Source organism: Mammaliicoccus fleurettii (genome assembly GCF_003970575.1).
GTDB lineage: Bacteria > Bacillota > Bacilli > Staphylococcales > Staphylococcaceae > Mammaliicoccus > Mammaliicoccus fleurettii.
On the sequence record NZ_RXWZ01000147.1, the window covers coordinates 1 to 1,758 of the forward strand.

Annotated in this window: 3 protein-coding genes; 2 read left to right on the top strand and 1 reads right to left on the bottom strand. The window is 28.7% G+C overall.

The annotated features are described in order from the left end of the window. Positions 1 to 319: 319 nt before the first annotated feature. A complete protein-coding gene (locus CD129_RS10375; RefSeq protein WP_115337959.1) occupies positions 320 to 679 on the bottom strand; it encodes a nuclear transport factor 2 family protein in 360 nt (119 codons plus the stop codon). 207 nt (positions 680 to 886) lie between these two features. Here CD129_RS10375 and CD129_RS10380 point away from each other — a divergent pair, with 207 nt between their 5' ends. Then, on the top strand, positions 887 to 1,318 hold the full coding sequence (locus CD129_RS10380; protein WP_115337958.1) for an SRPBCC family protein: 432 nt from the start codon (positions 887 to 889) through the stop codon (positions 1,316 to 1,318). Beyond that, positions 1,311 to 1,634 (top strand): ArsR/SmtB family transcription factor, encoded by a 324-nt coding sequence (locus CD129_RS10385; protein ID WP_115337957.1) that lies wholly within the window; start codon positions 1,311 to 1,313, stop codon positions 1,632 to 1,634. The genes CD129_RS10380 and CD129_RS10385 overlap by 8 nt, the downstream gene beginning before the upstream one ends. Positions 1,635 to 1,758 lie beyond the last annotated feature (124 nt).

Sequence of the window (1,758 nt, forward strand, 5' to 3'; positions counted from 1 at the left end):
GAAATTAGCATCATGCTAGCAAGTTAAGCGAACACTGACATGATAAATTAGTGGTTAGCTATATTTTTTTACTTTGCAACAGAACCAATTTTACTTACCAACTATAATTTTAAATCTTGAGTTTTTGGGTATAATCAAGTATCATCAAAATATAATTAAATCATCATTTAGTTGGTAAGTCGTTCCCTAAACTTTGGTCGGTTGGGTGGAACGACTTCTTTTTTATTTGTTATTTAATATAACACTATCAAAGAACTTGGTCTAATTAGATTAAGTTTTTATATGAATTAATTATCTACTCATGAAATAAAATTCAAATTCAATTGTTATTAAACTTATCTAACGAAATACAAAAAGATTTCAATTCTTTAACTTTATTATTTTCAAATAAATACACATCACAAGCTTCTATAACATTTAATAATTTATCATCTTTATAAAATTCCGCAGTACCAACAACAACAACTTTATCTTTGTTTTCAATAACTTCATCAACCTTGAAATTAGTAACAACAGTATCAAAATATTCACTAACTGATTCAAAATATCTTTGTACTTCAATAAAACCATTTAATTCTTGATCATTAACAATATTCCATTTTACTTCTTTTGATAAATAAGAACTAGCTTCAGAGAATTTACCCGTAGATAATAAAAAAGCAATATCTTTTTTTAGCATAATTCCACCTCGTTTCTTTTACGGTAATCCTATCAAACTTAATAATTTTATTCCAATTTCCTTTTAATCATGGTATCCCCGAGATCCTCCAAAATTTGAAGTTCAAAACCATAAAACTAAGTAACTAAAATCATTGCACAATCCCCAAAATATGTTACATTTTATATAACACCAAAAGGTGTCATATAAAATGAGGAGGGTTTATATATGAATAACAATACTGAAATGCCGCAGATAGAAAAAGTAGTAGTATTAAAAGCAAATAAGGATAAAGTCTGGGATGCTGTCTCAACATCAGAAGGTATAACATCTTGGTGGATGCCAAACGATTTCGAAGCCAAGTTAGGAAAAGAATTCACTCTATATGCCGGAGAATTTGGAGAATCTCCATGTAAAGTAACAGAATTAAATCCTAAAGATAATTTAAGCTTTAATTGGGGAAAAGATTGGAAAATAACATTCAAACTAAAAAAAGTAGATGATAATACTACAGAATTCACACTTATACATTCTGGATGGGATGAACGAAAAGAAACAGAGTTTGGTCAACCACATCCTGTTGTGCAAGGATTTATGGACGACGGCTGGGATGAAATAGTGAAAGTTGAACTTCCTAAGTATCTAAATTCTAATGAATAATACAAAAGCAAAATATGATGTATTCCAAGCAATAGCAGATCCTAAACGTCGCAAAATTATAAAATTACTTGCAGATAACGAAAAATCTATTAAATCAATTACTCAAGATTTTAATATTTCTCGAACAGCAGTAAATAAACATTTAAACATTCTTTATCAAGCAGAATTAGTTACTAAAAAAAAATCTGGCAAAGAAACTAGATACAAGCTTAAACCAAAAAAATTAATCGAAGTAGAAAAATGGATTAAATATTTTGAAAAATATTGGGACAACCAACTATCTAATCTTAAAAACTATGTGGAAAACGATGATTAAAAAAACCAAATTAATAATAAATTCTACTCCTTTTATTGCTTTATTCCAATTGCTTTATTGACGTTGAGCCTCGGAACCCTTAACAATCCCAAAACTTGTCGAATGGTCGGCTTAATAGCTCACG